Below are 22488 nucleotides of genomic sequence, written 5' to 3'. Positions count from 1 at the left end.
CACGGCTTGTGCGCCTGGTCGTGGTCACCGGCGGCGGGATGCGCTCTCCAGTGGTGAGGCCACCCACGAAGAGGCGAACCAGCGTGGAAGCCAGCAACGTGGCGGAACCTTCGGGTGCGGACGACGTCCGTATGTCAGGTGATTGCAATGCCTGAGACGGTCGGTGGATCGCTGGGCGGCCGCATACCGCTGCTGGCTCGGACCCGCCGTACTGGTGGCCCTCCAGACCGTCTGGATCCTGGTACTCGTGTACTACCGCGTTGCGTCGCCGAGTTGACCCACTGCCAGCGACGGCAGTGATCCACCCGCTGGATGCCACACGTCCTGCATGGCACCAACTCGCTAAGACGGCTGTCGAGCCTCGTGCGCTCTGCTCGATCAGCGCTCAGCGTGGTTTGAGGTGGGAAGACTTCGGGTTGTGAGTCGTCTCCGTTGCTGCAGCAATGACCCTGAGACTCTTTGGGCCTGGTTTGCTCTGCCGCTGTCGTCGAACGTGATCCCCTCGGAGTCCAGAACCTCCCGGCAGCTTTGTGTCATCGTCGGGTCAGTCCATCGGAAGCCTTCGGCCGGTATTCCGGTAGAGGTCAGCACCCGATAGGTGCCTTTTGGACACTCGATGCAATTCGCGATGTGTTGGCCCACGCTGATGGCCGGAACGCCGATGATCTGCGCAAGCTCACCATAGTTGGTCCACTCGCCCGGTTGAATGCGTTCGATCAACTGGTGAAGGTCTGCCCAGTCACGGGAAGTCCGGCCGAATGCGAGCGCAGTCAGGTCAACGCCGTCCTTGGTCACCCACCAAGCCGGACCCCGTCCTCCCCGGTCGCGCCCGGTGGCTTGCTTGATGATGTGCCGAACCAGGGGTGTCGGCCGCCATGTGTTGCCGTCACCTTCCCACCGCAGCGGACCGGCCGGTTCGGCCGTCCAGGTGGCTCGGCCGCGACGTGGTTCCTCAGCCACCCACGCTTCGATTGCTGCGCGCATGTCGGCCGGAATCTCCGTCGTCGGCTGCAAGGTCAACGCGGCGTCGACATCCAACAGGCCGTTATCGACGATCTGCCGCACGGTGTTTGCCGCCCGGGTGGCTTCGGCGGTCTTTTCTGCGATCGTGGATGTCGCCGTCGTGCCGATGTCTGTGGGTGACAACAGTTTCTGGTCAATCCCGACCACCGGGTACATCACGTCGAACCGTACGGCGATCTGGTCACCGATCCGCCACGCGTTCACTGTGCGCAGCTCGATCTGGAGCCGGTTAGCGCTGACCTCGCAAAGCCAATCCACCGCAGTGACCACCTGCGGTGGATGATCAGACGCGAGCAAGACGATCCGAGGATTGGCCAATACCTGGGGGTCAAGGTCGCCTTCGACATGATCCCGCAGCTGGGCCTCCGCCTCCTCCGGTGCGGTAGGCCGGCCGCGACGGGTCAGGAAATCGGCGTGCACAGCCGCCAGAGTCGTCGGTGTGAACCGTGAGACCAACGCGGCGTAGGTCAACGCCTGCAGGTGGATGTCGCGGTCCTGTTCCCTCTTCAGTTCGGCCACTACCAGCTGGCCGGCGCTGCTGAGTCCCAACACGTCCAACCGTTGGCGCGCCGTGGTACCTGAGCCAGTCGACCACTTGTCATATTCGATCGTGATGATCCGTACGCCGTCTCCGATGACCTCCGGATGGTCGACTACCCATTCCTGGAGATCGCCGCGCTCCTTCAAGCCCGCATCGGCCAACGATATGCGAACGGCTGGAGTCGCCATCGGTCCCTTGACGAGATAGATCAAGTCTTGTCCCATCGGCTCCTCCACCTGGCTTCGTTCGTGAATATTCAATCATCTCGCGAACGAAGCCACCCGAGCCTGGCGGTGACCGGCTTCAGGCACCGTAGGGCATCCAGGGCGCAGGCGTCGGGCACTGCGGGTACGGCTCAGGTTCGCCGCTAACCGGATACGCGACCGACTGCGCCGGGAAGCCGGCCTGGCCGAGGCCCGAATAGCCCCGGCTGAGTCTGTATCCCGGCCGCGCCGAACAGACCATGGACTGGAAACTCGGCTGACCGGGCGGGACGACTCACCGTGACAGTGAGGGACGTGGCTCCCTGAAATACTTAAGCCGGGGCGAGGCATCGGACCAGCCACTGCACCGCCCGCAGCGCAACGATGCCGAAGGCGCCGAAGGACATGTCGACCAGTACAGCAGGTGCCGACCGGGCCCCCGGGTGGCATCCGCTAGGCGCCGGGGGGTCTATGTCCATCGTCCTGTGGGCGGCGACAATCCGGTCCTTCGTGGTCGGCGTTATGGCCGGCCGGGATCATGTGTTCACTCCCCTGCCGGCGCGGCTGGGCCGTAGATGTGGCCGCGAACAATATCGTCCTGTTCGAGGATGGTGTCGACGATCTTCCAGAACTCGGCGAGGCGGACATGGCCCAAACCCTCGTCGCGGCTGAGCTTCTGGCCGTAGATCGGGCTGTCCGGCGCCGCCGCCCCGCCGTCAACGAGCGTGGCCGCAGGCACTGGCGAATCGGCAACAGGTCCGACACGACACCCGAACGTGATGTGATCGCCGAACTCATCGTGACCCCAGGTGCCGAGGATGGCGTCGATCCAAGCCTCGTGAACGCCGTTGTGGTGATAGCAGCTCGCGTAGTAGACGGCCACCGCCGCGCCGTCGCGGTACACATTCGCCCACGTAGGGTCGGCCTGAGCGCTACAGCAGTCGCAGACGAACTGTCGTACCTGTCGGCTGCTTTCATCGATCACAAGGTTCACGGACCGAACAGTACTAAGGACCAGGGACTGCCGAAGGAGGCATCCCGTCGCGCAAGCCTCGCTCGGCGCACCGGCACCACGCCGTCGGGCACCGCGATCGAGGTCAACCGCACGGTCAACACCAACCGAGCTGGTCCGCCTCCGCGACGCCCGGCCCACCGGCCCGCCACCCCAGCCACCCGGCCGGCCCGGCGCGGGTGGAGCGGCGGATCAGCTGCCGCGGCGCCCTAGCCGTGGCCGGGCAACGCATCCACGTCGTCGGTCCACGCCGGCCGCATGGTAGGCGGCGGGTCGTTGCGGCGACCTGCTGTGCTGACCGCGAGTATCGCGGGCTTGGAGTCCTCGGGGCCCTGGTCGGGACGTCGACACTGGCTGGTGATCGTGACGCGACTGCAGACGACCAGACCGGTGCGCGTGGCGTCCGAGATGGCCACGGCCAGGTAGGCGAGGCCGAGCGGGTTGTGGATAGCGACGTCGGTCAGCGCAGTGGGGTCGTCGGCGAGGTGGATTCCCCGGTAGCTGCGGTGAAGTTGCATGTATTGCACGGCCTCGAAGAGCAGGTCGATGTGGGAGGTTGAGTCGGCGCCGGATCGGCTGGAAAGCAGCAGTTGCGAGTGCCCGACGCCGTAGCGCCAAACCCGGAAGTCGCCCGGGCTGGTCCAGGGCAGGGCCCCGGGAATCGGTGCGGAGGTCTCTGATGGCACGGTTCGATCATCCATGGCCTCGCGTGGATCATGTTCGCTGACGGGGCAACTCAGTCTTACGGGGTCGGTGGGCCTTGATGCTGCGGACCGGTTGGTCGTTGGTGCGTACGAAGGTGCGAGGGCCGTCGTCGCATCCGACGACAAGTTCGGTGGCCGCTTGCGCCTGAGCGATCGAGAGGCCCAGCAGACGCGCCATCTCCCGGGCCGGCAACACCGCAGTCGCCGCGAACATCGTGGACAGGTCCGTGACCGGCACCGAGCGCGGCGACAGCCGCTAGATGCTGCCTGAACGGCTGCCCCTTGGCGCACCTGACACGGGGAGGCGCCAAATACCTTCGAGCGCGTCACACTCCGGTGATGCTGTGGAGGCGGCATGGCTACTGCTGAAGACCTTATGGCCTGGTTGCACGAACCGCTGGTCGATCTGAGACAGGGGTTGTCCGACCAGCCGGATCTGACATGGCCGCAAAGGCGCACCCAGTTCCTCACGGATCTGGGTATCGACGATGCCTACCGGCATCCGGTCACCGACGACCTGCTGGACCAACTGGACGCGATGCCTGACGAGAAACGCGATGACGTCCTGAACAGCGACGAACTCCAGGCGTTGGCCACGGCCGTCATCGACCAGGTCTGCGCGAGTCAGCCGCCCGACGAATACGACGCGGGTGAGCCGTACGACGAATCCGCATGGCTCGCACTGTTGACCGAAGTGCTGGCCGACTGGGACGGTTACGCGTCGTCATGGCCGGCATTCGCGGCCGACACCCTGCTCCCACGGGCGAAGCAGGTCGGGTTGGACGGCCCGACGGAACAGCTGGTGCGGTTCGTCGCCGACATGAGCAACGAAGACCGCATCGCCACCTTCGAGGCCTACGGCGTCACCATCGTGCAGACACCGCCGGCGAACTGGTACCCATTCCTCGCGCAGACGCTAGCCGAATGGGACGGCTACGCGTCGTCATGGCCGGCATTCGCCGCCGACACCCTGCTCGCCTGGGCACGCCAGGTCGGGTTGGACGGCCCGACGGAACAGCTGGTGCGGTTCGTCGCCGACATGAGCAACGAAGACCGCATCGCCACCTTCGAGGCCTACGGCGCCACCATCGGTTCCGTCAATACCGAGCCGGTGTTGCCGTCGAGCCAGGAAGAGGTCGTGATCGACGCGGCCGCGGAAGAGGTGTTGGCACGGGTCCTCGACAAGTATCCCGATCTCGCCACCCTCTCCGAAGAAGATCAGCGAGACGTGCTTCTGGACGTTCTCCGCGAACGTGTCGCGCGACAGGGCGACAGCCGGCCGGGGGACCACCTGCGAAATGGAGAACAGTCATGACGTACGCAGTGTCGTCGGGCGGCGGTTCCGGTGGCGACGACGGGGACCGCGATCGCGATCGAAAGAGAAAGACTCTGCGCGACAAGATCCTCGACGAATTCGGCGAGGAGCAGGACATCGACGACTACCTCGACAACAAGGACGAGGACGAAGACGAGGACGATCGACCCAAGGCGAAGAGGAAGAAGGCCACCGACCGAAGTCACGAGAGCACAAGCAGCACGCTGAGTTCCATCGCCGCTCGCGCCAAGGCGCGAAGCACCCTCAGTCGAGGCCAGGAAGGTAAACGGAAGTCCCTCCGAAGCTTCACCGCCGCACAGGAGGCCCTTGATGGGTCCGGCGGGGGCCGATCCTCTCAGCCGAAGAGCTATGTAGAGCCCAAGCAGAGGGGCGTCTGGGACAGCCAACGACGGGCGACCTACGACCCGGCGACGTGGCAATACGTGCTGTCGCGGATGCAAAGACGCGGCGAGCTATACGTGTGTCCGGAATGCGGGGAGGCCTTCGCGCGGTACGACCCGCGCCGGCCGCACGTGAATGGAATCACCATCGACCATGACACGAACTTTCGGGACTACATCAATGACAACGCCGCGCCGAACGACGACGGCAACATCAGCAGCAGCGCCGCCCGGGCGGCCTACAACGACGTGAACAACCTGCGGGGAATGTGCCGTAACTGCAACAGCGGCAAGAGTGGGCCCAAGGGAAAGTACTGATCATCTGTCGCGGCGCGCGCCGTCGGTCGTCGCGCCGGACCCGCCGAGATGGGATGGTCTCGGTCCCGGCGCCGGCCCGTACACGCTCAGCGAGGTCGCGGCGGGCGCTGGACGCCAGCTGCCCGGCTGGCGGTCCCCGCTGCTCAAGCTGCCGGCCGGACCGGCGCGACGCGCCGCCTGCCGGCCGTCCGCAGGACCGTGACGGAACAGGCGGACCGCGGTACGGTGACCTCGGCACGCTCCCGTGCCCAACCTCCTCCCGGGCGCCCACGCCGCCCGGCACCGCGGAGGCAAAGGGGTGTCCGGCCTCGGGAGAGCGACCGTCCAACGCTGAGACGCACCGACGGTTGTGCGCACCGCCGCCGCGTGGGGGTCGCGGCGTGCGCGTGACCGGACGGGACAGCGATGACCGAGCAGAAACACCTCAAGGCCCGCATCCGCGCGCGGATGGCCCGGACCGGCGAGCGGTACGCCGCCGCGCGCCGGCACGTCGTCGGCGACGCCGAGCGGCCCGGCACCGACCACGACTGGCCCTTGCGGGGTGGGCGGCATCCGGAGACAGCCGCGGTGGCGCACGTGCTCGCCGGCCACGGAGTTGAGCTGTCCGAGGCGATGGTCCTCGGCATCGGCGGCGGCCTCGGCGCCGGGTACATCCTCTGGGAGTTCGCCGCGCACGACACCACCCACCTGACGCTGGGCTTCCGGCGCCGGTGGAACTACCTCGACTGGACCGACCAGACCCTGGACCGGCTCGGCGCCCGCTACCGGGTCTACACCACGTCGGGAGCGAAGGGCGCGGCGGCTGCCCTGGACGATGCGCTGGCGGTCGGCGAGCGGGCGATCGTGGTCCCGGACCGGTACCTGATCGGCTACTGGCACCTGCCGTCGCACCTGGAAGCGCACGGCGGCCATGCGGTGGTCGCCTACGCGGCGACCGATGCGGGGGTACGCATCGACGACCGCAACACCCGTCCGCTGACCGTCCCCGCCGACGTGCTGCACCGGGCTCGAGCGCGCGTCGTCTCGTACCGGAACAAGCTCCTCGTGGTCGAAGCCGCGACCGCGCCGGAGAATCTCGCCGACCTGGTCCGCGACGGCGTCCGCGAGTGCGCCGGGCACCTGGGCGGCACGTCCGCGTCGTTCGCGCTGCCGGCCTGGCGGAAGTGGGCGAAGCTGCTCACCGACCGGCGTAACGCGAAGGGCTGGCCGACCGTCTTCGCCGACGGACGCGGACTGGCCACCGCGCTGATGACGGTGTGGGACGAGGTGGAGCCGGTCGGCATGAGCGGCGGCCACCTGCGCGACCTGTACGCGGACTTCCTCGACGAAGCCGCGCCGCTGCTCGGCGAGCGGGCGACGCAGGCGGCGGAGGCATTTCGCGAGGCCGGCCGACGCTGGCACGCGTTCGCCGAGGCCGCACTGCCGGCCGACGTTCCGGAGTATGCCCGCCTGCGCGACTTGATGGCGGCGGTGGCCGAGGGCGTCGCGCTGGGCGACGACGGCGCGGCCGGCCGGGCCGAGGCAGCGGCCGAGCTGTGGCAGCGCCGGGCCGAGCTGGACCGCAAGCCGCCGGTAGCGCCCGATCTGGGCGTCCTGGCCGACCGGCTGCGCGCGGTGCACACCGCGGAGGCCGAGGCGGTCGAGGTGCTGCGGACGCTGTGAACGCCGGTGCGGCGCCCGACTATTGAGCGACGGGTTGATGTCAGTGGCCGACGCCCGGGTTGTTGTCAGCGCTGACGGAGGTGGCCAAGGGCCGGATGCCGGTCAAATCGAATCGCCGGCCTCCCCTGCGAGATCAAGGTCAGGTCGGAGAACCGTGTTCTGCCGCCGGGTCCAATCCTGATGTCACGAACAGCGGCCGCCACTCAGTCGTCGTCCTCATCGTCGCCGTCGTCGCCGTCGTCGTCGTCATCTCCGGAGCCGCCCGGGCAGCCGGTGAGCGTCAGCAACACGCCGGCGGCGCCGGCGAGCCCAACCGTACGGCCGAAAAAGAGTCGCCGGCTCATCCCGCCACCGGCCCGGGTGTCGTCCTCTGAGGTGGTTCGCACATCCTCCATCCCGGCATTCTCGCAGCGCCGCACCCCTGCCAGGAACCCCACACCGAAACTGAAGCCAGAAGTGTCAGCCGCACCCCGGATTCGTGACCTGCTGAGTCTTGAGATAGAACACCGGCGCCTGCGCTGGTTTGGCGCTTTCGATGACGCCAGCCAGCAGGGCGCGAGAGGAACGTGGCGTCTGATCGCGCTTAGGCAGTCGTGTGCCGTTAGGCGTCGCGGTGTTGGTCACCCAGCGTTGGCCAGCAGTTGGGTCTTGTCCCCAGTGAGGGATCGTGTCGGCGATGACCTTGCCGCCGCGCTGGTGAATAACGCGAATCTCGGGACCATCAGGGGCAGCCGGCGACCACCCCTCAAATACCCATTACGGCTGCGCGAAGGTGGCCACCACGGGGGCGTGATCCGAGCTCGGGGCGTCACGGCGGGCAGTGGGGTCGGTCGCGTCGATAGAGGCCAGTGGCGCTTCGATGATCGCCTGGGCCGACACCCCGCTCACAGGCGTGACCAGGAACTTGGACGCGAAGATGTGGTCGATCAGCTCACGGCGGCCCTGGTTGACGCGCGAGTAGTCGTGGCCTGTCGGCATGAGCGGCGCCAGGTTCCACATGCGGGCGGCGTCGCCGTGATCCGGCTGGTCGAAGCCGCGGGTGCCGATTTCCGAGCCGGGTGGCCCTTGCAGCAGCTGGGTGGTCGCCGCCTGCACGGTGTCGTTGAGGTCTCCGGTGAGGATCACCGCACGCTGCTCGCCGTCACCGGCAAGGGACGCGGTGAGCGCGGCGCGCAGGGTCGCGGCCTCCGTGGCGCGGCGGTTGAGGGCGTAGGTGGCGTAGCGGGCGCGCTCGTCTTCGTCGCGGGGGTTGAACCGGCCGCCGGGGAAGCTGAGCAGCTTCGACTTGAGGTGGCAGTTGATCAGCCGGACACCGACGCCCGTGTCACTGGCGATGGTGACCGCGAGCGCGCCGCGGCCCATCCGAGCGACGGTGGTGCCGTCGTCGTCGATCTGGACCGGCTGCAGCGGTGGCGCGTGGGCGACGATCTCGGCTGGGTCACTGATCTGTCGGGGTGACAGCCACGCGACGCGGATACCGCGACCGTCGGGATGTGCGCTCACCTGCCGCTGCCAGGCGCCGTTGAGCAGCCCGGTCAGGTCATCCAACGCGGCCGGGTCACCGACCTCCTGCAAGGCGAGCGCATCGGGTGCCTGCTCGTTGATCATCTGAGCCAGGCCTTTGAGCTTCGCGTCGTACACCGATGCGGTGCCCGGCCCACCCGGCTCGTCGGGCCGGAACAGGTTTTCCACATTCCACGTCATCACCTTGAACACGACAGCTTGCCCTCGCCAGCACACGATCGAGATACGAATATCGCACCAGTATCACCACTTCCGCCGCCCTCAACGGCCTGTCGCACGCAGGACACGCGGCGCAACTCGAACGTGGGTCCTACTGAGTCGGCTGCCGGCCATACGCAGGGCATACCTGCGGGGACGGCGGGCAGTGCGGGACACTGGTGGCGTCAGTGCGTGGCCCCTGAGGCGGTCGGGCGAGAGCATGATTTCGGGGCGAAGACGGGCTCAGGGCCCTGTCCTGCCGCTCAGGGGAGCCAGCACGACCACCCGGCGCTCGGGCACCCCGAAACCCTCGTGCGGCTGCCAGATCTGGATGGCGAGCACGTACGCGGCGACGATGAGCACCGGGGACAGCCACGCGATCACCCGCGAGCGCCGCCCCAGGGCGATCAGGACCACCAGCACCGCGGTCGGAGCCGTTGCCACGACCACACCGAGCAGGCTGAGCAGCTCTCCGGGCCGGTGCATGCACTCGAACGAGTTGCCGCCGGTCCCCGAGCAGTAATCCCGCACGGCGGTCGCGTAGGCGAGCAGCGCTAGCAGTCCACCCAGCAGCCAGGCAACCCCGCCGAGCACCTGCCCGACGATGTGTCCCGCGGCGATCCGGTCCGCCCTGGACCACATCCGCGTCCGTCGGGTACGCACCGCGTCGATGACCACGAGGGCTGCCACCGCCCCGGTCACCGCCGCGACGACCAATGTCTTCAGGCCCCACCTCTCGAAGGAACCGCCGAGAGCGTCGCCCGACAGCAACACGAAGACCGCCACGAGCGCCGCCCAACCTCCGGCGATCCTGGCCAACTCCCCCCAGCCCTGCCGACTCTCCACCCCGCTATCGAAAGCCACGCCGCGAGGCAGCGCGAGTACTACAGGGCGCCTCGTGGAACCTGATCCCGTACGGGTACTACAAACTGGGCTTCCTGATCCACCTCGCCGCCGCCGCGGCGGCGCCTGCCCTGGCCGCCCGGCGTGGGTGGCACTGGCTGGGCGGCATCACCCTGATTCTCGCCACCGTCTGGGAGTTCACCGCCGTGGTGCCCTACGGCCTGCTCGGCGTCACGATGGTGCCGTTCCTGCCACTCCGCCAGCACCTCGCCATCCAGCCTGAGTCTCCACGGTGGAGGTGAAGCGGCCTATGCCAGAATCCCCGACGTTCTTCGATTTGAGCAGAGGTGTGAGATGCACGAACCAACGATGGAGACGACCCGTGACGGCGCGTCAGGGGCCGCTGTCCGCGCGCGGCGTGGCCGGCTGAGGCGTCGAAGGCCGTGGTTGATGATGGCGGCGGCAATGCGAGACCTGTCCCCGTCGCGCCGAAACTTGGCCACTGCCGCCATCTCGACCACCATTCTCGCTGTCCTCGGCGCCAGCATGCCCGGGGTGGCGACCGCTGCCGGCAGCGACGGCATACCGCCGGCGGCACCTCGGGTCGGCATCGACTGGCAGGGGCTGGGCTACAACCAGGACCCCCAACACGTGGACAGAATCAGGTGGGACGACGACCACACCGCATTCGAACTGATGAAGCAACGCGTCGGCTACATCAGTCCCGGCATCGTGCGCATCAATGTGCACCGCTTCTGGTTCGACCCCGAGGGCACCGAGGACCACCAACCGGTGGTGTACGACTGGGACGACAACGACAACAAGCAAATGGCGGACCTCTACAAGATTCTCGGCATGTACAAGGAAATGAATGTGCCGGTGCAGCTCGGAATCTGGGACACTACGCAAACGCCGAACAAAACGGACGAGCCAGACGAAGAGGAGTACATCAGCGACGCGTTTGCGAACGCTCAGGCGGCGCTGATGAAGCATCTGATCATCGACAAGGCGTTCACGAACATCACCCGCTACAGCGGGATCAACGAGCCCAACGGATACTCGGAAGAAAAAGGAAAGCACTACAGCTTCGTCGACTGGCAGACGGCGACCCAGAAGCTGCTGGATCGTCTCCCCCACAACGACCAGGACCCCTATCACCTCAGGAAACGCGTCGTCGGTCCCGACATGGCCGGCGCCGGCATCTCGGCCTATGAGGGTGACCTTGGCCTCAAGTCGGTGACTGCCGACAACTCGAGCACAGAACAATGGCTCACCTGGAAGCTCCCGGCAAAACCGAAATCCTTCACCGCCAGGTTCTACGTCAACCACATCGGTTTCGTCCCCGACTGGTCCTTCTGGAGCTCCGCCGATGGCAGTAACTGGAATCGGGTCGCCGGCACCAACTCACCCCAGCCCAAGACAACCTCGATTGAGAACGTTCAGTACCCCGTCGTCACGACAGGCGCCTTCCCGGCCGACTCCAACCAGCGCTACATCAAGCTGGTAATGTCGATCCGCCCGCAGGGCAACACCATCGAACGGGCGATCGCGAGCTTCGAGGCAACCCCAGCAAGAGACGGCGCCCCAGCTTTCGTGGATCCCATGAACGACCTCAGCAAGGTCTCCGGGTCCTCGACCGGCTGGACGTCTCCCCGGAACAAGGACAACTTCTGGTTGAAGTCGATGCAGACCAACCCGATCCTGGTGTCCGGGTCCGACGTGCATTTCTACGATTACGAGGTGGGTCTCAGGGACGACCCCACCTTCGACCCGAGCTATGCGGAGCGCACCGTCAAGACCGCGGTGGACCAGGCCCACGCACTACACCCGGGCGCTCCGGTGATCTTCAGTGAGACCGGCTATCAGAAGCCGAAAGTCGGTCAAGGCGACGACCCGTTCACGTTCGCCACTGAATTCGACCACGGCGTCCGGATGGCGGACCTCGCCGTGCAGGAAGCTCGCGCCGGTCTTGACGGCGCCGCCGCGTGGTGCCTCGACGGCTACGACGCCGACACGAAGTGCGGCATGTGGGACCAACATGACTACAAGCTCAGGCCGTGGTTCTACACCTGGAGCCTGCTGTGCCGATACCTGCCGGCCCACTCGCAAATGTACGCCCCCGCCCCACAAGACAACGGCACCACGCGTGAACTCCACGCCAAACTGCCCAATGGAGGTTGGACCTTCGTGCTGGTCAACCGGGACAAGACCAACCCGGCCCAGTTCACCGTAACGGCGCCGACCGGGCACCTTCCGATGCACAAGTACGTGTACAGCGCCAGCTCACAGAAGGTGGACGCCAACGGATTCCCGGTGCCAGTTGGCCGCCCGATCGACGTATCCGCCGACTCGGGTTTCAAGGTCTCTGTTCCGGCCAACAGCGTGGTCATGTTCACGTCGATGGCGCAGTAGCTCCACGCCAAGCGTCAACCCGGGCGTGGGCAGGTCGTAGGTGGACCTGCCCACCCGCGGGTACATCCCCCAGTCAAACGCGGTGCGCGCCGTTCCCGCGACTGTCAAGTGTGCGGACCCGAGCACTGGCGCGCATGGCGTGCGGTCCCCAGGTGGTCCCCGTCGGTCCCCCAGGTCAGCACGGGATCAGCGCGCACTGGCTGCGGCACACGGCCTCAGCCCAGCGCTTCCGTCGCTAGCACGTCATTCCCGAGCCGAACCCGAGTTCCTGCGGCAGATCTTCCCCGCCGATCCCGGTGTACAGCACGAACAAGATGCCTGTAGGCACGGCGGTCTCGGCCTTGGTGCGTCTGCGGCCCCAAGTACCGGTTCTGCAACTGTCCGAGTCCGGGAGGCGCAACCGGCACGGCCAACCCTGAGCAGATGTTTGACCAGGGCTGACACCGGAGGAATCGACGTTGGTACCACTGGCACCGCCGCAGGAGCGCGCGGGCGGCGGCGCGCCGGCGCAGGCCGATCCGACTAACGGGCTCGGCCGCTTCGCCGGCCCGCCGCCGTACACCGACGCGGCGCTCGCCGAGGCGATGGAGGCGATGGAGGTCGCCGCCGTCTTGGACTTCCGGTCGGTCGCCGTCCCGGCTACCCGCGCCGAACGGTTCGCCGCGGAGCGCGGCCGGGTGGACCTTCAGATGCGGGCACGGCTGCTCGGCGCCGCCGTGCGGTGCCGACGCGGAGACGTGGCCACGGCGGGGCGGATCGGCATGGAGGTCAACACGTGGGCCACCGAACGTCAAGAGGCCTACGTGCTGGCGCGTAGCCACTGCCTGCTGTCAATCGTCTTCCGAAACATCGGGGACCCGGCCGAGGCGCTCACGCACGCCGTGCAGGCGGTCGCCCACACCGCTGATGACGTCACGCCGTGGCTGCGCGCCAGCCCGCTGGTCGTCCTCGGCGTCGCGCTGACCATCAACAGTTCGGTCGAGGAGGGCACCCGCCGGTTCACCGAGGCGCTCGACATCGCCGTCGCCGCGGGTGACGCCGCCATGATCCTGATGGTGCTCAACAACATGACGTACGCGGCCTGTTCCACCGGCGACCCGCAACGAGCGTTGGAGCTGGCCAACCGGATGCGTACGATCGCGGCAACTCACGGCATGCCGCTGTACGGCCACTACCGCGACACCATCGCCCGGGTGGAAATGACGCTCGGACGCTACGCCGAGGCCGAGCAGCTCCTACGCCCGGTGCTCGACGACCCGGACGGGCCGCTGCTCAACGAGGGTGACGCGCTGGCCGACTGCCTGCAGGCGACCGCCGAGGCGCAGCGCCTGCAGGGTGCCACCGAACGCGCGCAGGTAACCCTCGACCGCTCCTTCCAGGTCTCGCGGGAACGCGGACTCAAGCAGGCCGCAGTCTGGGCGCACCAGGAACAGGCGGAGCTGTACGCCGCGACCGGCCGCTACAAGGAGGCGTTCGAAGAGTTCCGCCGGTTCCACGACGCGCTGCTGGCGCTACAGAGCGTCGAGCGGGAGGTCCGGGCACGGACCATGCAGGCCATCTTCGAGACCGAGGAAGCCCGCCGTGCCAGCGACCGGTTCCGCGAACTGGCCCTGCGCGACCCGCTCACCGGCCTGCACAACCGCCGCCACGTCGACCAGCAGCTACCGGCCCTCATCGCGCACACCGCCGAGCAGCAGACCCCGCTCTCGGTGGCCTTGCTCGACCTCGACTACTTCAAGCGCATCAACGACACGCTCTCCCACGATGCCGGCGACCACGTTCTCAAGCAGGTCGCCGACCTGCTCACCGGCGCCGTCGCCGCCCCAGCAGTCGTGGCCCGCATGGGCGGCGAGGAGTTCGTGGTGCTGCTACCCGACGCCGACGCGGCGACGGCCGCCACCACCTGCGAGCGGATCCGCCGGACCGTTGGCGACCATCCCTGGCACCCGATCACCGGCGACCTGCCGGTCACCGTCAGCATCGGCGTCACGACGGTCCACAGCGGCGCGGCCACGGCGTCGGCCTTGCTCGCCGATGCGGACCGCAACCTGTACGCGGCGAAGCGCTCCGGCCGCGACCGCGTCTTCAGCGACCCCTGCTGAAAACCTGGTCATCGGGCGGAAGTTGGCTCACCGCGACTCGCACCGTCGGACGGTGCTCAACGGACGGATGCGCCAAGCCCTTCGCCAACATCAGCCGGACCGGCCGGTAACGACACTGCTCGCCAGGCTGCGGGAATCAACGTCCACTGCTACGAACTCAAGGGGCTCGCGGATCCTTCGAACCGCGTCGTTGGCTAGAGGCGATGCTGGAACCTCCACGCAGTAGTCCCGCATGACAGCTGCGCCTCGGCGCCTGTCTCGGACATGCCGTGCAGACCACTGACGTCACGCATATGTCACGACGTGTTCGTCCTCGCGCTCGTGGACGACATCGTCGGCAAAGGGGTGTTCGGCCAGATAGCCGCGCGCATCGTCGAAGCTGAGGCGGAGCGGCTCGGTCCTGGCCGTTCGTCCCCCACAACGCTCGACCGGCCTGAGAGCTATCCCGCTGGTCACCTCGATCATGCCTGGCAGGGCAGCGGTCGTGCCACCAGCAGGTAAGTAGCCGATGAGCGGATGTCGCGGCGATCCGGTACCGGGCGCCGAGCCCGCGTCACCCCCGTACCCGAGAAAGGCTCTGCCGCGGGTAAGCGGCCCAGCCCGGCAATCGGTCGACGACCAACACCCCACCCTCCACGGAGAGCCAGGGGTCGAGGTCACGGGCTCGATCCAGACCGCCACTGACTACGCCGACATGACGCACGTACTGGATCGCTTCATCTGCAAAGGACCTCGTGAATGACGACATCACCGGCTGGCGTCGACGGCGGAAGCACCGCTGGGCAGCAGAGACTTCGCCGGGCGTTCGCCTGCGGCGCTCCACGTGATGCCGCGCTCCAGCGCACACGCACTCGTTGAATGGTGATCACGGTTTACCCGGACGTGCCAAGCGGCCAGACCGCCAGCCGTTATCCGGATCTAGCCGCCGATCGTGCGCGCGGCCTCCCGCCGTAGCGTCACGATCCGTGTCGCCGTCTCGGCGCGTCGAGCGCACACTCGTGCCGAGTTGAGCGCGTGCGACCGCAGGACCGAGCGCACCCGACCCTGCGGGCTTGGGGATGGCGTTAGGGTCGCCGAATGACGGGATTACCAGGGGCCACCGGAAAGTCCTTCGCTGGCCTAGACCTGCGGCACCAGATCCTCGACGGCCAATTCTTTAAGTTGTGTGACTTCCGCGGCGCAAACCTGCGAGGCGCCTCTCTCCGCGGAACGAGCTTCTCTGGTTGTGACTTGAGGGATGCCGACCTGCGCGACACCGACCTGTCCTACGCGAAATTCAGCGCCATCCGCACTCACGATCCGGAATACGGACGCACGAATGTTACCGGCGCGCTCTGGCAGGGGGCCACCCTCCGGAACGTCACCGTCGAACGCGTTGTGGGCTGGCCGGACGCTTTTTGAGGCCGACGCGGTTGGCTTGGCAGTTTGCGCCAGCCTGCGCCCTGAACCGCCGATGTGAGTGCGTCGCGCGCACCGTCGTGCCGAGATGAGTGCGTCGATCCGGTCTTCGAGTCCAGCCAGTTCTCAGCTTGATCACAGACGGCCGTTGACAGCGCCGGCCATCATGGATGTGTGACCGCTATTCAGGAACGAGCTTTGGTGAAACCGCCATCGCGCCAGGCCATCTGGGCCGCCTACGCGGCCGTCGCGGCGGCCACCGTCGGATTTCTACCTCTGCACGTGATCTGGGCACTTGGCATCCCGCTGTTCGCCGATCCCGAACGGTTTGCCGTGTGGCACGCCGATGGGGGTGGCACCTACCTGATCACGCTCAACGTGCTGGCGGTCCTGCCCGCGATTCTCGCACTGGCCTTGGTGCGACCGTGGGGACTGCAATTCCCGACCTGGACGCCGATCTGGCGGGGCAAGGCCGTGCCCCGGGCGCTACTGCTGGTGCCGGGCTACGGTCTTGCGGTGGTGCTGGGCGCGTACACAGCCTTTGCGGCCGTGCTCGCCGTTGTGCAATGGGGTGATCCGAGAGCCATCTTCAGCCCCTGGACCGGCGTCTACGGTATTCCGCAGTTCATCATCTGGGTCGCCGGGCTCACCATCGCCACCACGTCGTACGCCCGACGCACGGCGCGCTGACATCCACCGCCCTGCTGACGGCGCCGGCCGTCACGTCACCGCGAGTCAGTCGTCGAACTCGAACTCGTTGGACTCGCCGAGCCACGAGCAGGGGCGTCAGACAGCGAAACACTCACCATCGAGGCCATGGTTCCTGCCCTGATCCGCATGAGGCCACGAGCACTCTCTTCCGCGATCCGGGCGGTCGAAAGAGACTACGTTCCGCGCGTCGGCGCGGGCTCCAGCCGCACTCGGCGTCCCGGCCGGTCCACTTCGGTGATCGTGACGCAAACCGTCTCTCCCATCGCTGGCTGGTGGGTCTGGACTGACTCGTGAAGCAGTCCCGCGATGCCCGGCGCGACGCGAATGAAGACGCCGAACGGCACAATCTTGATGACCGGCCCGCACAGCGCCTCACCAACGCGGTTCGCGAACTTGATCAGTGGATCCTCCTGCAACGCTTTCAGTGAAAGCTGGACCTGTCCGCGGGTGACGTCGAAGTCGAGCACCTCGACGGAGACCTGCTGGCCTACGTGCACCACGTCGGCGGGATCATCGAAAAACTCCCAAGTCAGCTCCGGAATCCGAATAAACCCAGAGCCGGGTTGGCCAGCCGGATCCCCTTCGAGACGTACGAAGACGCCGAAGTTATGGATCTCTGAGACGATTCCACGCACCACCGTGCCTTGCTCCGGGCGACCTCCAGACATGGCAGAACTGTATAGCTGAGGTAGAGATTTGCGACTTCTGGCCAGGTGCACGCTTCTGCCGCGCTCCGTGCGCGCCACCAACCGGGGCCCAGTCACTGGGATTACGCTCCGCGCTTCCTGACCGTAGTGACGTCGGCCTATGATCCCACCGACGAACCACCTACCACAGGATCGGGCACGACTACGGAGCCCGACCCGCGTGCGTCGGCGAGCACCAGCGCACGTGGCGACGCAGCCGTCTGGTTTCTCACGTTCACCGCCCAGGTCTCGCGACTGGGCTGCAACAGCGGGGTCACGGGGCTCAGTCATCGCCTCTAACCTGCCTCCTAGATGAACGAGGGGAACGACATGGGCGCATCGCATTGGGACTATTACGTTCCGTACCAAACTGACCTACAGGCTGCACTGGATGAGTTGCGGCGGCACGTCTTCGAGACCGGGGACTACTGGTGGGCCGTGCCGTACGAGGTCGGCACGTCGGCCGCCGACTTTCCGAACCGCCCGCAGACCGAGGACGAGCTGTGGGCTGACGAAGTCGTTCAAGAGTGCGGTACTCACTCAATCCTCGACATGCAATGGGTGGTGACCGAGCTCAAGGACGCCGACTACGGGACGGTCCGGACTGTCAGCGAGGCGGAAGCGCTTGAGCGGTTGGGTGTCACCAAGCCGACCCGGGCACACGTCAAGGCATTGGGACCACTGGCCCAAGAGCGATGGTTCGGTAGGTGTGCAGTACTGCACGACACTGCCGGGAAACCGAACGAGATCTACTTTTGGGGATACTCCGGAGATTAGCCGCCGCGATGGCCGCTAAGTAAATGGCCGGGCGACCTCCTCGGGTTGCAAGCCATCTGGCAACCGGATCTGCCGCCCGGGCGACTCGCCGAATGGGCGGTCCTGTCGGTGGCGTCGTTACGGTACGGTCGCGCGGTGAGCACCTCGTCCGAGCCGGTGGTGTCCGGTGTAACGGTATGCGGCCATCGGTGCCACGACGCCTGGGTGGTGGTGCAGTTCGCCCGGGTCGCGGTCCTGGGTGCCGGGGTAGCCGAAGAACACCTGCATCGGCGGGCGGCAATCGCAGGGGTGGCCGCGCTAACTGGCACGCATGCCGATCGTATTGAACAGGCCTTGCCGCTGTACCAGGGTCGGCACGAATACCTGGTGGAGATCGCCGACGGCTGGCGTCGTGCCGCAACCGAAGCGGCGTTGGTTTCGCCGGACGCGTTGACCGGTCGTCGGATCACGTTGAAGCAGTTCTACGGCCCGGACTTCGACGCCACGACCGGCATTCTGCACGAGCGGTCGACGTACGAGTTGGACAATGACTTCGGCCAACGAGGAATCGTCGCAGCCTTGCTGTACCCGCCGTACGGAATCAAACCCGACCGGGCCGGCTACCGTGACGAGCGTGAACTCCTGATCGACGTCATCACCGACGTCATCTGTGCGCCTGACATCACCACGCCGATCTGGCACTGGACCGGGGACTGGTGCCGGTACTTCGACGCCGGGAACGACTGGTGGGGCGCGGCGGCGTGGACGCTGCGAGTCGGGCCGGACGAGATCCTCACCGCCGCCGCATCCTCAACAGACTGACCAGCATTCCGGGATCACATCGTGAGGGTGCGGATCGTGGGCCGAGGCGCGGTGGTTCACAGGTCGCCCCATAGTGCGATCCCTAGTCCTCGTCCGGCCAGGTCAGCTGCGGCGGCGCGCAGTTTCGTCATGGTTTCACGATTCATCAGCACCGAGTACGCGTCCGGGTCTGTGGCGGCCATCGGAGCGTCCGGCCGCAGGTCGCAATGCGCAAGCGCGGCCGCCAGTGCGGTGGTCTCGTCGTGGTCGAGCCAACCCTGCAGGCCCCCGGACCCGTCCCAGCCGATCACCGCGCCCCGCCTGGCCAGCCGCAGCAGGAGTCCGGCGAGCGGGTCAGTGTAGAGGTAGCGGCGAATCATCTCGGCCTGATGGCCGTGGTAGACGTCCAACCCGAGATCTTCCAGGAACCATTCCCGCAAACTCAACCAGGTGGCGTATCGGCCTACCCAGCTCGGCTCGCCGTACAGGCAGTGCTGTTTGATCAGCCCCTGCACGGCGTCGGTGAACGACTCGTAGGCCACGCCGTGGTGCTCGTCGGCAGGGCCGAGGTCGTGCAGCGGGCAGTCGGACAGGTCCGGGCACCGCATCACCCGGCAGGGACCGACAAAGGTCCCGATCCTCACCTCGAGGTCGCGTGCACCGAGATCCGGGCCGATGGCCTCGCAATTGCCGAGCACGGACAGCTCAAGATGGGCGAAGTGCCTGTCCAAGACCTGACGGGGTGGATCGCGCAAGTGGGCATGTCGGTCGGCCCAGCGCGGGTCGTCCCGCACCGGTGCCGAGCCATGCGGCCGCTCGTAGCCGGCGCGCACCGTCTCCAGGATCAGCGGCGCCACCACGCGATGCAACGCCTCCGCATCAAAACCAATCAGTGCGTAGATCGTTCCCACCCAGCGAGGCTACCGGCATACCCCCGCCGACCTCTCCACCATTTCCGTCGCACAGGAGGCGAGTAGCCGACCTCCGATCAACCGGAACCGCGAGTCGATCGAATGCGCACATCTGCTTCGCACAGCTTGCATCTCACCTCCGGACCGCCTTCGGAGCATGCTGTTCCAGCACTGGCCAGGACAGCGGTTACCTCCGAAGAGCTCTCTTCTGCGACGATGCCGAACTCGCGGAGTTGCTGTACCCCGATGATGCCGTTCATGCCGCCGATGGGTGGCGCCATGGGCGGCATGGGCATGCATAGCATCGCGTCACGATGGCGCCGCATGCTCGGTCCGTCCGGCCCAGCTGCCGCGCACGTGACCGATGTGACGTTGCATCAGGCGCTCCAGTTCGGTCATGTCGCCGGCCTCGATGAGCTCCAGCATCCGCACGTGCTCCAGCGCGGAGGAGGTCAGCTCGCCGGTGTCCGCGAGCCGTTGCAGACCGAACAGCCGGGAGCGCGAGCGCAGCTCGCCGACCAGCGTCACCAACTGCAGGTTGCCGGCCAGCGACAGCAGGTCGAGGTGGAATTGGCGGTCGTGCTCCAGGTACGACACGAGGTCCTTGCGGCCGGCCGCGTCCACCAGCCGACGCGCCACCGCTCCCAGCCGCCTCAGGTCGGCGCGCGTGACCTTGGCCGCCGCGCCTACGGTGGTGGGCACCTCCAGCAGCATCCGAATCTCGCAGATCTCGTCCAACTCACGATCGGACAGCTCCCGCACGCGGAAACCCTTGTTCGGGACGGTCAGCACCAGCCCTTCCTTGACCAGCTCCAGCATCGCCTCCCGTACCGGCGTCGCGGACACGCCGAACCGGGCGGCGAGGACCGGCGCGCTGTAGATCTCCCCTGGTCGCATCTGTCCGGCGATCAACACGGCACGCAGCGCGCGGATGATCTGGCTGCGCCTGCTCGGACGCTCGTTCAGGACCGGAAGTTCGAGCGATTCGGTCATACTGCCTTCCTCGTGCATGGGCGACCCTCTCACAGCAGGAAGCCGGCCGGGAAAGGGTCGGTGGGATCGAGCAGATACTGCCCCATGCCGGTGATCCAGGCGCGTCCGGTCACGGTCGGCACGACAGCGGACAAGCCGCCGACGGTGGTCGTGCCGACCAGTCGCCCGACGAACCGGCTGCCGATGATCGACTCGTTGACGAACTCCGCGCCGAGGGCGAGCTCGCCGCGGGCGTACAGCTGGGCCATGCGGGCGGAGGTACCGGTGCCGCAGGGGGAGCGGTCGAACCAGCCCGGATGGATCGCCATGGCGTGCCGTGACGTGGCTGCATCCGAGCCGGGCGCCGCGAGGTACACGTGATGACAGCCAGAGATCTCCGGCTGCTCCGGGTGCGTGGGCGCGCGTTGCCTGGTGACCGCCTCCATGATTTCCAGACCCGCCTGGAGCATGCGTTGCCGCGCCGGCGGGTCGTCCTGCGTGTACGGGATGCCAAGGGCGGACAGCTCGACGATGGCGTAGAAGTTGCCGCCGAACGCGACGTCGAGCCGCAGCGGTCCGAAGGTCGGGGTCTCGACCAGCGCGTCAAGCTCGTAGGCGAATGACGGCACGTTGTGCAGTGTCACCGCGGCGGCGCGCCCATCGCGTACCCGCACGTCGGCCACCACGAGGCCGGCCGGGGTGTCCAGCCGGATCTCGGTGACCGGTTCGGTGACGGGGACCATTCCGGTCTCGACGAGTACGGTGGCCACGCCGATCGTGCCGTGGCCGCACACCGGCAGGCAGCCGCTCACCTCGATGTACAGCACACCCCAGTCGGCGTCGGGTCGGGTGGGCGGCTGGAGAATCGCACCGCTCATCGCACCATGCCCGCGCGGTTCGTACATCAGCAGTGTGCGCAGGTGGTCGAGGTTGTCGATGAAGTACCGGCGCCGGTCCGCCATCGTGGCGCCGGGGATGACGCCGACCCCGCCAGTGATCACGCGGGTGGGCATACCCTCGGTGTGCGAGTCGACGGCCGCGAATACTTTGGTGGCGTGCATGGCGTCATCGATGCCCGGCGGCTGCCACCGTCTCGGTGGCTTCCCGAACGCTGTCTGCCTGCGAGGAGAGCAGGGGCGTGCGTGGCGGCCGGCACGGCCCGCCGTAGCGGCCGACGAGGTCCATCGACAGCTTGATCGCCTGGACGAACTCGGTGCGCGAGTCCCAGCGCAGCAGCGGATGGAGGGTGCGGTAGAGCGGCAGCGCGGTGGCGAGGTCACCGGCCCGGGCCGCTCGGAAAAGCTCGACGCATGCGCGCGGGAAGACGTTCGGATATCCGGACACCCAGCCCGGCGCGCCCGCCAGCACCAGCTCGAGGGTGACGTCGTCGGCGCCGGCGAGCACGTCCAGCCCGGGTGCCCGCTCAGCGATGTGGTAGATCCGGCGCGCGTCGCCGGTGAACTCCTTGACGGCCACGATCAGGCCCTCGCCGTGCAGCCGGGCCAGGAGCTCGGGGGTGAGGTCGACCTTGGTGTCGGTCGGGTTGTTGTATGCCACGACGGGCAGCCCGACGTCCGCAACCGCCCGGTAGTGGGCGATCACGGCCCGCTCGTCGGCACGGTATCCGTTCGGTGGCAGCAGCATGACCGCCGGACAGCCGGCCTCTGCCGCGTCCTCGGCCCACCGGCACGCTTCGGCCGAGCCGTACGCCGCGACCCCCGGCATGACGGTGAAGCCCTCCGGGGCGGCGGCGGTCGCCGCACGCACCACCTGAGACCGCTCCCTGGGGGTCAGTGTCTGGTACTCCCCAAGCGACCCGTTGGGCGCCACACCGTCGCAACCCTCCGCGGCGAGCCACGTCACGTGTTCGGTGTACCGGTCGAAATCGATGGTGAGGTCGTCGGTCAGCGGCAACGCGGCCGCCACGATGACGCCGTGCCAGGCACGGTGGTCGGCAACCATGGGATCTCCGTCCTCTGGGGACTCTTGCTCAGT

General features: G+C 67.3%; 21 protein-coding genes and 1 pseudogene. 9 read left to right on the top strand and 13 right to left on the bottom strand.

What is annotated here, in order from left to right; translation table 11 throughout:
- Window positions 1–378: 378 nt before the first annotated feature.
- From AB0M36_RS16765 to AB0M36_RS16755, 3 genes are all read right to left on the bottom strand, one after another.
- The gene (locus AB0M36_RS16765) at window positions 379–1788 is read right to left on the bottom strand and encodes a hypothetical protein (protein WP_364157994.1); all 1410 of its coding nucleotides are present in this window, start codon (window positions 1786–1788) and stop codon (window positions 379–381) included.
- A gap of 523 nt (window positions 1789–2311) precedes the next feature.
- Window positions 2312–2761, bottom strand: a complete 450-nt coding sequence (locus AB0M36_RS16760; protein ID WP_364157991.1) for a hypothetical protein — start codon at window positions 2759–2761, stop codon at window positions 2312–2314.
- 227 nt (window positions 2762–2988) lie between these two features.
- Complete coding sequence (locus AB0M36_RS16755; protein ID WP_364157989.1) at window positions 2989–3465, bottom strand: hypothetical protein; 477 nt, start codon at window positions 3463–3465, stop codon at window positions 2989–2991.
- Window positions 3466–3838: 373 nt separating this feature from the next.
- On the opposite strand from AB0M36_RS16755, the gene AB0M36_RS16750 reads away from it, so the two are divergent.
- From AB0M36_RS16750 to AB0M36_RS16740, 3 genes are all read left to right on the top strand, one after another.
- Window positions 3839–4798, top strand: coding sequence for a hypothetical protein (locus tag AB0M36_RS16750; RefSeq protein WP_364157986.1), 960 nt, complete (start codon window positions 3839–3841; stop codon window positions 4796–4798).
- Complete coding sequence (locus tag AB0M36_RS16745) at window positions 4795–5517, top strand: hypothetical protein (RefSeq protein ID WP_364157983.1); 723 nt, start codon at window positions 4795–4797, stop codon at window positions 5515–5517. Before AB0M36_RS16750 ends, AB0M36_RS16745 begins: the two co-directional genes overlap by 4 nt.
- A gap of 405 nt (window positions 5518–5922) precedes the next feature.
- On the top strand, window positions 5923–7179 hold the full coding sequence (locus AB0M36_RS16740; RefSeq protein ID WP_364157980.1) for a BtrH N-terminal domain-containing protein: 1257 nt from the start codon (window positions 5923–5925) through the stop codon (window positions 7177–7179).
- 203 nt (window positions 7180–7382) lie between these two features.
- On the opposite strand, the gene AB0M36_RS16735 is transcribed toward AB0M36_RS16740, so the two are convergent.
- The 3 genes from AB0M36_RS16735 to AB0M36_RS16725 form a co-directional block, all read right to left on the bottom strand.
- The gene (locus AB0M36_RS16735; protein WP_364157978.1) at window positions 7383–7574 is read right to left on the bottom strand and encodes a hypothetical protein; all 192 of its coding nucleotides are present in this window, start codon (window positions 7572–7574) and stop codon (window positions 7383–7385) included.
- A 361-nt stretch (window positions 7575–7935) separates the two neighbouring features.
- Window positions 7936–8883 (bottom strand): endonuclease/exonuclease/phosphatase family protein, encoded by a 948-nt coding sequence (locus AB0M36_RS16730; RefSeq protein ID WP_364157975.1) that lies wholly within the window; start codon window positions 8881–8883, stop codon window positions 7936–7938.
- A 261-nt stretch (window positions 8884–9144) separates the two neighbouring features.
- Window positions 9145–9765 (bottom strand): hypothetical protein, encoded by a 621-nt coding sequence (locus AB0M36_RS16725; protein WP_364157972.1) that lies wholly within the window; start codon window positions 9763–9765, stop codon window positions 9145–9147.
- Window positions 9766–10113: 348 nt separating this feature from the next.
- Between AB0M36_RS16725 and AB0M36_RS16720 the strand changes: the two genes are divergently transcribed.
- Complete coding sequence (locus tag AB0M36_RS16720; protein ID WP_364157969.1) at window positions 10114–12156, top strand: hypothetical protein; 2043 nt, start codon at window positions 10114–10116, stop codon at window positions 12154–12156.
- 238 nt (window positions 12157–12394) lie between these two features.
- Here the strand turns inward: AB0M36_RS16720 and AB0M36_RS16715 are convergent.
- A pseudogene (locus tag AB0M36_RS16715) lies at window positions 12395–12475 on the bottom strand (IS5/IS1182 family transposase); the annotation flags it as partial.
- Between the two features lie 139 nt (window positions 12476–12614).
- Between AB0M36_RS16715 and AB0M36_RS16710 the strand changes: the two are divergent.
- Complete coding sequence (locus AB0M36_RS16710; RefSeq protein ID WP_364157967.1) at window positions 12615–14258, top strand: GGDEF domain-containing protein; 1644 nt, start codon at window positions 12615–12617, stop codon at window positions 14256–14258.
- A gap of 285 nt (window positions 14259–14543) precedes the next feature.
- Here AB0M36_RS16710 and AB0M36_RS16705 read toward each other — a convergent pair whose 3' ends face one another.
- Window positions 14544–14723 (bottom strand): hypothetical protein, encoded by a 180-nt coding sequence (locus AB0M36_RS16705; RefSeq protein WP_364157964.1) that lies wholly within the window; start codon window positions 14721–14723, stop codon window positions 14544–14546.
- 612 nt (window positions 14724–15335) lie between these two features.
- On the opposite strand from AB0M36_RS16705, the gene AB0M36_RS16700 reads away from it, so the two are divergent.
- Together AB0M36_RS16700 and AB0M36_RS16695 are read left to right on the top strand one after the other, a co-directional pair.
- Window positions 15336–15659, top strand: a complete 324-nt coding sequence (locus AB0M36_RS16700) for a pentapeptide repeat-containing protein (RefSeq protein WP_364157962.1) — start codon at window positions 15336–15338, stop codon at window positions 15657–15659.
- Window positions 15660–15830: 171 nt separating this feature from the next.
- On the top strand, window positions 15831–16346 hold the full coding sequence (locus AB0M36_RS16695; RefSeq protein ID WP_364157960.1) for a hypothetical protein: 516 nt from the start codon (window positions 15831–15833) through the stop codon (window positions 16344–16346).
- Window positions 16347–16540: 194 nt separating this feature from the next.
- Here AB0M36_RS16695 and AB0M36_RS16690 read toward each other — a convergent pair whose 3' ends face one another.
- Window positions 16541–17035: a S1 RNA-binding domain-containing protein gene (locus AB0M36_RS16690; RefSeq protein ID WP_364157957.1), complete on the bottom strand. Its 495-nt coding sequence runs from the start codon at window positions 17033–17035 to the stop codon at window positions 16541–16543.
- Between the two features lie 330 nt (window positions 17036–17365).
- Between AB0M36_RS16690 and AB0M36_RS16685 the strand changes: the two genes are divergently transcribed.
- Window positions 17366–17830 (top strand): hypothetical protein, encoded by a 465-nt coding sequence (locus AB0M36_RS16685; RefSeq protein ID WP_364157955.1) that lies wholly within the window; start codon window positions 17366–17368, stop codon window positions 17828–17830.
- A 204-nt stretch (window positions 17831–18034) separates the two neighbouring features.
- Entirely contained in the window at window positions 18035–18631 is a 597-nt protein-coding gene (locus AB0M36_RS16680) for a hypothetical protein (protein ID WP_364157952.1), read from the top strand.
- 56 nt (window positions 18632–18687) lie between these two features.
- Here the strand turns inward: AB0M36_RS16680 and AB0M36_RS16675 are convergent, their stop codons facing one another.
- The 4 genes from AB0M36_RS16675 to AB0M36_RS16660 form a co-directional block, all read right to left on the bottom strand.
- Complete coding sequence (locus tag AB0M36_RS16675; protein WP_364157950.1) at window positions 18688–19521, bottom strand: hypothetical protein; 834 nt, start codon at window positions 19519–19521, stop codon at window positions 18688–18690.
- A 309-nt stretch (window positions 19522–19830) separates the two neighbouring features.
- Window positions 19831–20514, bottom strand: coding sequence for a GntR family transcriptional regulator (locus tag AB0M36_RS16670; RefSeq protein ID WP_364157947.1), 684 nt, complete (start codon window positions 20512–20514; stop codon window positions 19831–19833).
- Window positions 20515–20543: 29 nt separating this feature from the next.
- Window positions 20544–21554, bottom strand: coding sequence for a proline racemase family protein (locus AB0M36_RS16665; protein WP_364157944.1), 1011 nt, complete (start codon window positions 21552–21554; stop codon window positions 20544–20546).
- 4 nt (window positions 21555–21558) lie between these two features.
- Complete coding sequence (locus tag AB0M36_RS16660) at window positions 21559–22455, bottom strand: dihydrodipicolinate synthase family protein (RefSeq protein ID WP_364157941.1); 897 nt, start codon at window positions 22453–22455, stop codon at window positions 21559–21561.
- Window positions 22456–22488 lie beyond the last annotated feature (33 nt).

Source organism: Actinoplanes sp. NPDC051346, assembly GCF_040682215.1.
Taxonomy (GTDB): Bacteria; Actinomycetota; Actinomycetes; order Mycobacteriales; family Micromonosporaceae; genus Actinoplanes.
The sequence above is the reverse complement of the archived record's forward strand: the minus strand, read 5'-3'. Positions and strand labels throughout refer to the sequence as shown.

Bases quoted from the DNA above. Each gene is read 5' to 3' on its own strand.
- AB0M36_RS16690 (WP_364157957.1), bottom strand. From the start codon at position 17,035: ATGTCTGGAGGTCGCCCGGAGCAAGGCACGGTGGTGCGTGGAATCGTC.
- AB0M36_RS16665 (WP_364157944.1), bottom strand. From the start codon at position 21,554: ATGCACGCCACCAAAGTATTCGCGGCCGTCGACTCGCACACCGAGGGT.
- AB0M36_RS16720 (WP_364157969.1), top strand. From the start codon at position 10,114: ATGGAGACGACCCGTGACGGCGCGTCAGGGGCCGCTGTCCGCGCGCGG.
- AB0M36_RS16765 (WP_364157994.1), bottom strand. From the start codon at position 1,788: ATGGGACAAGACTTGATCTATCTCGTCAAGGGACCGATGGCGACTCCA.
- AB0M36_RS16740 (WP_364157980.1), top strand. From the start codon at position 5,923: ATGACCGAGCAGAAACACCTCAAGGCCCGCATCCGCGCGCGGATGGCC.
- AB0M36_RS16685 (WP_364157955.1), top strand. From the start codon at position 17,366: ATGAACGAGGGGAACGACATGGGCGCATCGCATTGGGACTATTACGTT.
- AB0M36_RS16670 (WP_364157947.1), bottom strand. From the start codon at position 20,514: ATGACCGAATCGCTCGAACTTCCGGTCCTGAACGAGCGTCCGAGCAGG.
- AB0M36_RS16700 (WP_364157962.1), top strand. From the start codon at position 15,336: ATGACGGGATTACCAGGGGCCACCGGAAAGTCCTTCGCTGGCCTAGAC.
- AB0M36_RS16735 (WP_364157978.1), bottom strand. From the start codon at position 7,574: ATGGAGGATGTGCGAACCACCTCAGAGGACGACACCCGGGCCGGTGGC.
- AB0M36_RS16705 (WP_364157964.1), bottom strand. From the start codon at position 14,723: ATGATCGAGGTGACCAGCGGGATAGCTCTCAGGCCGGTCGAGCGTTGT.
- AB0M36_RS16745 (WP_364157983.1), top strand. From the start codon at position 4,795: ATGACGTACGCAGTGTCGTCGGGCGGCGGTTCCGGTGGCGACGACGGG.
- AB0M36_RS16750 (WP_364157986.1), top strand. From the start codon at position 3,839: ATGGCTACTGCTGAAGACCTTATGGCCTGGTTGCACGAACCGCTGGTC.
- AB0M36_RS16730 (WP_364157975.1), bottom strand. From the start codon at position 8,883: ATGACGTGGAATGTGGAAAACCTGTTCCGGCCCGACGAGCCGGGTGGG.
- AB0M36_RS16660 (WP_364157941.1), bottom strand. From the start codon at position 22,455: ATGGTTGCCGACCACCGTGCCTGGCACGGCGTCATCGTGGCGGCCGCG.